The organism is Microvirga calopogonii (assembly GCF_003347665.1).
GTDB lineage: Bacteria > Pseudomonadota > Alphaproteobacteria > Rhizobiales > Beijerinckiaceae > Microvirga > Microvirga calopogonii.
In genome coordinates, this window is sequence record NZ_QDGA01000184.1 from 1 (window position 1) to 5176 (window position 5176).

The window sequence follows — 5176 nt, forward strand, 5'->3', positions numbered from 1 at the left end:
CACCCGAAACTCACGCCATGCAATGATGCTGGCCTGGACTGCCTCCCCGGTCGTCCCATTCCGCCACTCCCCGTTCATGCGCTCACACGGGAATGGAAGGATGTATGTGCCGACGTGATCCTCTGCCAGAACCTGCACCGGCAGCCCACAGCCCGGATACCCGTCGGTTGTGAAATCCTTTAAACGGGCAGTTCGCGTTACCATGCACCCGCTCCGAGTATTCCGATGTACCAATAGATCGATGGGGCAACGCTACCGTAGAAGCACGATGATACCAATAATGCCCTGAGCTTAGATGGAGCAGCACTCAACGTTAACCGGTCTCTCGTTCAACGGGAAGGGTCGTTCCCTATGCCGCCGCTTCGTCATCGGGCCCCTCCGGTTCTTCGGCCAGGGTCTTAGCCTTGTTGAGGTGAGGAGCTTTGGCCAAGCTCTGTTCGATCAACTTGCGAGCCTCGGTCTGGGTCAGCCGGCTGGATGCTGCCACCTCCTTGATCATGAAGTCCAGGGCGCCTTCGAAGATCTGCTGCTCGCTGTAGGAAGCCTCCTGCTGCTCTGAGCCGCGATTGAGATCCCGCAAAACTTCAGCAATAGCTGTCAGCTGCCCGGTCCCGATGCGCTCCTGAAGGTCGTTCGAGCGCCGGCTCCACACGCCGCGCTTGGCCATTGCCTTTCCGCTCAGGAGGTCGAGGGCCTGCTCCACCACCGCAGGTTCCGACAGTTTTCTCAGGCCGCTGCTCTTGGCTTTCGTTAGGGGAACCCGAAGGGTGAGGCGATCCTTATCGAAGGTGATCACAAAGAGCTCAAGCTTGAACCCGGCAACCTCCTGCTCTTCAATTGCAGTGATCACACCCACACCATGGGCCGGGTACACAACCGTTTCACCGGTCTCAAAGGACAGGGCATTGTTCTTCGTGGCCATCCAGACATGATCTCCATTAGATACAAACTAGGTCTCTATGAAATAAGCCTGCGCCGTAGATGCGGATCTCGCGATTGTCGCGTCAATGCACCATAGGTTTGCAGAACTCGAAGCATCTTACGCGGTTCCCACGGAACGGCTGCGCTCCATTTGGTAGATCCAGCAGCGTCTGGCTAGAGCACGCGCCACACCTCGGCATCAGGCGGACAATCGGCTATCGGCCATCCGAGGAAATTGCGAAAGCCTCGGGAATGTCTGTTGTCCCCTTCGTCAGCAGACATCCGGTCGACTTCGCAAATGTATCATGATCGGTCGTTTGGTTATCCTATGCCGGTCCGGTCAGCGCCACATGTACACTCTATAGCCCAAGCTGATGATGGGAGCCTCTACCTCACCCTTTGTAATGCAGCCCATCAACCAGCAGGGTGAAGGCTGGTGCACGGTGCCACCGGCCCAGGGTATCAGAGTTGAATTTGCAATAGAACCTACTTTGAGGGCGCAGCCGGGTGCTTCTACATGGTTTTTATGCAGCTCTTGGAAGTGCCGCCATCACAACCTGATCAACACCGAGGTCGCCGCCATTCTCCAATCCAAGAAGCTCTGCCAAGCGATTGCGGGCACGGTTAACACGACTCTTGATCGTTCCTTCGGCACAGCCGCAAATCCTGGCAGCTTCCTCGTAAGAGTAACCTTCAGCGCCGACGAGCAGGAGCGCTTCACGTTGATCCGCTGAGAGTTTCATCAACGCCCGTTGAAAGTCCTGTAGATCGAGATGGGCCTGCTGTTCAGGAGCCGTGGAAAGACGGCTTGCATAGGAGCCGTCGGCGTCCTCAACTTCACGCACAATCTTACGATGTCGCGAGAAGAAGCTGTTCCGCAGGATTGTAAACAGCCATGCGTGAAGATTGGTGCCGGCTGTATAGCGGTCCATATTGGACCAAGCTCTCATGAGTGTGTCCTGAACCAGATCGTCCGCACTATCCCTGTTCCCGCAGAGCGAGATAGCAAAGGCACGAAGGTTCGGAATGGCAGCGAGGAGTTCATCGCGGGTGATGGATGGCGCAGTCATCTTGGCGGCTCCGGTTTAACGTTAGAACGAAAACCGCCAAGATTGGTTTCAACCTAATAGCATAGTTCGACTATGTGATTAGTTTAGTTGACGCAGGATGTTGTCGATCTGTGGCGGAACAGGCTTGTAAAGCGCGTCCTCATAATGCGAACGCAGCTTAGACCCGATGCTATTGAGAATAATGACATTCGGGACAGGTACAGATATGACGCGAATGTTCGGCAGGCGCGCTTCCGACATGCCATCTCTCCATTGATTAACTTAGTGATAGGTTGCGAGTACTACGCACGAGGAAGTCAGTGAGTTCCAGCGTGCCCACAGCTCAGGGCCTCGCCCATACGGTGCGTGTCACTGGCCTTCTCAGCCTCGATCAGCACCTCAAGGGCCCTCCAGGGCTTCGGCATAAAGCGTACATCTCTCAATGCCGTATTGCTGACTTCTTCAAGAGGAGCACCGGAGGTGAGGACAGTCCGGATCCAAGGCCACTTCAAGCTGACGGTTCGTGCCAGGTCCACACCGCTCATCAGGCATGGGAGCCTCACATCAGAAAACAGGAAGGCGACCTCATCCGCGTAGTGATGCAAGTATTGCAAAGCCTCTTCACCGCTGGAGGCCTCAACAATCTCAAGATCAGTTTCCTCTAGCAGCGCGACGGCTAGAAATCGAAGCTCCGCATCATCCTCAACGACCAAGGCTTTGCGGCTGAGGTTAATTCGTTGTCCCATCCTCTTGGCGTTCCTCAGCTTGTGATTGGGATTGACTATTCTGCCCGTATGAACGGACAAGATCATAAATCTGCTCAGGCACCGGGAGGCTGAGCAGACCGTTGTATGTCTCACGGACGTAACGATCGACAGTTGGCGCGAGAGCGGCAAGGCGATGGGTTGGTGACAGCTCACCAGGATAAAGGATCATAAGGGGAGATGCCCGGGCTGAGCCTTTGCGGCCTGTTACATTAACGTGGGTTATTAACTTGGGTTAATGCTCACCTAACCATGGGCGAAGCCATCGGTTTCAGCGTAGCTGCAAAACGGCTCTTAAACTTAGGGCTAAGGCGCCCGGCACGGATGATGAGCCGGTCCTCGTCGGGCAGGTACTCCATGGCCTTGCAATACCGGGTGTAGAGCCCCTGCGCGCCGAGCCGGGCGGCCTCCTGGAGCAGATCGATGAAGTCCGGCGTCCGCAACGCGAGGACGCCGAAACCTGCCAGCAGCTCCTGCTGGTGCAGGCGGTAGGCCAGTTCGTCGGCCGAGGTTCCCCCCTCCTCAGGGGAGCGTCCTGGTACGGCCTCCCGCGGCTCGTGGTTCATCGTGTCATCCGCATGCAATACCAACCTGTTGTAACGCTCGAGGACGTTCCGGGTCGCATTGACGACAATCCGTCCCGAGTGGCCGGCGCCCGTCCCGCCTTCAGGAGGATCTCAAGCTCCGCGTCCGAGCGCCTGCCCGATCGCCTGTTCCAGCGCCTCCGTGTTGAACGGCTTTTGCAGGGTCGGACGGGCGGCATAGCCCTCCTTGAGCCCGCCGCTGCCGTAACCCGTCGCGAAGATGAACGGGATGCCCCGCTCCGCGAGTACGTCGGCCGCCGGATAGGTCAGGGCGCCGCCCAGGTTGAGGTCGAGGATCGCCAAGTCGACGGCCTCGGTCCCGGCGGCGGCAACCGCGTCCTCGAGGCGGCTGGCGACCCTGACCAGCTCATGGCCGAGGTCCCCGAGCATGTCCTCGACCAGCATCGCGATCATGGCCTCGTCCTCGACGAGGAGAAAGCGGCGGCCGGCAGTGTCCTGAGGCATCGTCATCCCTTCTTGGCTTGGCATTGCTGTCGCTCCCGCTGGCGCAGGATGACCCGATGAGGGCCGTTCCTTCAGTCGCTGCTGACCCCGTCCCGCGTCGAGTCCCAAATCACGATCTAGTCCCAGCCCGCAGTCGCAGATCTACGCCACAGGGGCTTCGACAGTGCACACGACACCGGTGGGAGGAAAGGCAATCGCCACCTCACCATCCAGATCCTGCGCCAGGGTGCGTTCGATCAGGCGCGACCCAAAGCCCCGCCGGCTCGGAGCCACCACCGGCGGCCCTCCGGCCTCGATCCAGCGCAAGCTCAGGCGCGGTGGCGCGGTTCCGTTTTGCAGCTCCCACGACACCTCAATGGTGCCGGTCTTGTTGGACAGCGCCCCATACTTCACAGCATTGGTCGCCAGCTCATGCAGCGCCATCGCCAGCGCCAGCGACATGCGCGGCGTGACCCGCACATGCGGCCCTTTGATGTGGAAACGGCTCTCCCCTGAGGTCTCATAAGGTCTCAGGGCATTGGCGACCACTTCGACCAGGTCCGCGCCTTCCCAGCTCTCGCGGGTGAGCACGTCATGGGCCCGGGACAAAGCCAGCAGACGCATTTCCAACGCCTCGCGCGCGTCCGCTTTCGTGTCCGCCGTGCGTAGGGTCTGGGCCGAAATCGACTGCACGGTGGCGAGCGTGTTCTTCACCCGGTGGTTTAACTCATTGATGAGCACCCTCTGATGCTCGGCCGCGCGCCTTTCCTTGTCGAGCGCCGCTCTCAGCCGCTCCTCACCTTCGTGCAGATCCTCCAGCCGGGCCCGTGCCTCGTATTGCCGAAGCCGTCCCCGCAGGGCGGAGCGGGCGACGCTCACCAGCGTCCCGGCATGAAAAGGGCGTTCCAGGAACACCACGTTGCCCAGGACCTCGGACAGACGCGCCAGGGCCGGATTGCGCTCAACCCCGCCACCGCGACGGGTGAGGAGCACGAAGGCGAAGTCAGACCAGGGGGGTTGGTCCGACAGCCAACGGGAAAGCTCCTTCAGATCGGCGGTGCGGAAAGCCTCGTCCGTGACGAGCGCAAAGCCCGCCCCCTGAGCGATCTCACGGACCAGCGCGGGCAGGTCAGGGCAGATCTCGGCCGCGAGCCCCGCAGCGTGCAGGATGTCCGCCGCAACAGCCGCATCCCGTCCATGCGGAGCCAGGATGAGCGCCCGCTCCGAATGGAGGTGAAGTGTTTCGCTCATGTCAGCGGTCTTCGAGCAGCCGGGCGCGGTCCCCATTGGCCAAGACCGGCGTGCCGCGCAGAACACCCTGGAAGCCCTCCAGGGGCTCTCCGATGGCAATGCCTCTGCTATCGATGCGGATCTCTCGGATGGTATTCTCGTGCGTGCCGAAGCGCTTCTTGAT

General features: G+C 59.9%; 8 protein-coding genes. All 8 read right to left on the reverse strand.

Annotation, left to right across the window (positions count from 1 at the left end):
* A partial coding sequence (locus DDF70_RS37740) for a hypothetical protein (protein WP_114949137.1) occupies positions 1-204 on the reverse strand: 204 nt, incomplete at its 3' end.
* Positions 205-349: 145 nt separating this feature from the next.
* Entirely contained in the window at positions 350-922 is a 573-nt protein-coding gene (locus DDF70_RS35220) for a CarD family transcriptional regulator (protein ID WP_114949138.1), read from the reverse strand.
* Between the two features lie 523 nt (positions 923-1445).
* Positions 1446-1991 (reverse strand): sigma-70 family RNA polymerase sigma factor, encoded by a 546-nt coding sequence (locus DDF70_RS35225; protein WP_114949139.1) that lies wholly within the window; start codon positions 1989-1991, stop codon positions 1446-1448.
* Between the two features lie 78 nt (positions 1992-2069).
* Complete coding sequence (locus tag DDF70_RS37300) at positions 2070-2231, reverse strand: hypothetical protein (RefSeq protein ID WP_162820896.1); 162 nt, start codon at positions 2229-2231, stop codon at positions 2070-2072.
* A 56-nt stretch (positions 2232-2287) separates the two neighbouring features.
* Positions 2288-2776, reverse strand: coding sequence for a response regulator (locus DDF70_RS35230; protein WP_245435777.1), 489 nt, complete (start codon positions 2774-2776; stop codon positions 2288-2290).
* A 200-nt stretch (positions 2777-2976) separates the two neighbouring features.
* The gene (locus DDF70_RS35235; protein WP_114949140.1) at positions 2977-3300 is read right to left on the reverse strand and encodes a hypothetical protein; all 324 of its coding nucleotides are present in this window, start codon (positions 3298-3300) and stop codon (positions 2977-2979) included.
* A gap of 111 nt (positions 3301-3411) precedes the next feature.
* A complete protein-coding gene (locus DDF70_RS35240; protein WP_114949143.1) occupies positions 3412-3783 on the reverse strand; it encodes a response regulator in 372 nt (123 codons plus the stop codon).
* Between the two features lie 141 nt (positions 3784-3924).
* Complete coding sequence (locus DDF70_RS35245; RefSeq protein WP_114949141.1) at positions 3925-5013, reverse strand: sensor histidine kinase; 1089 nt, start codon at positions 5011-5013, stop codon at positions 3925-3927.
* Between the last annotated feature and the right edge of the window lie 163 nt (positions 5014-5176).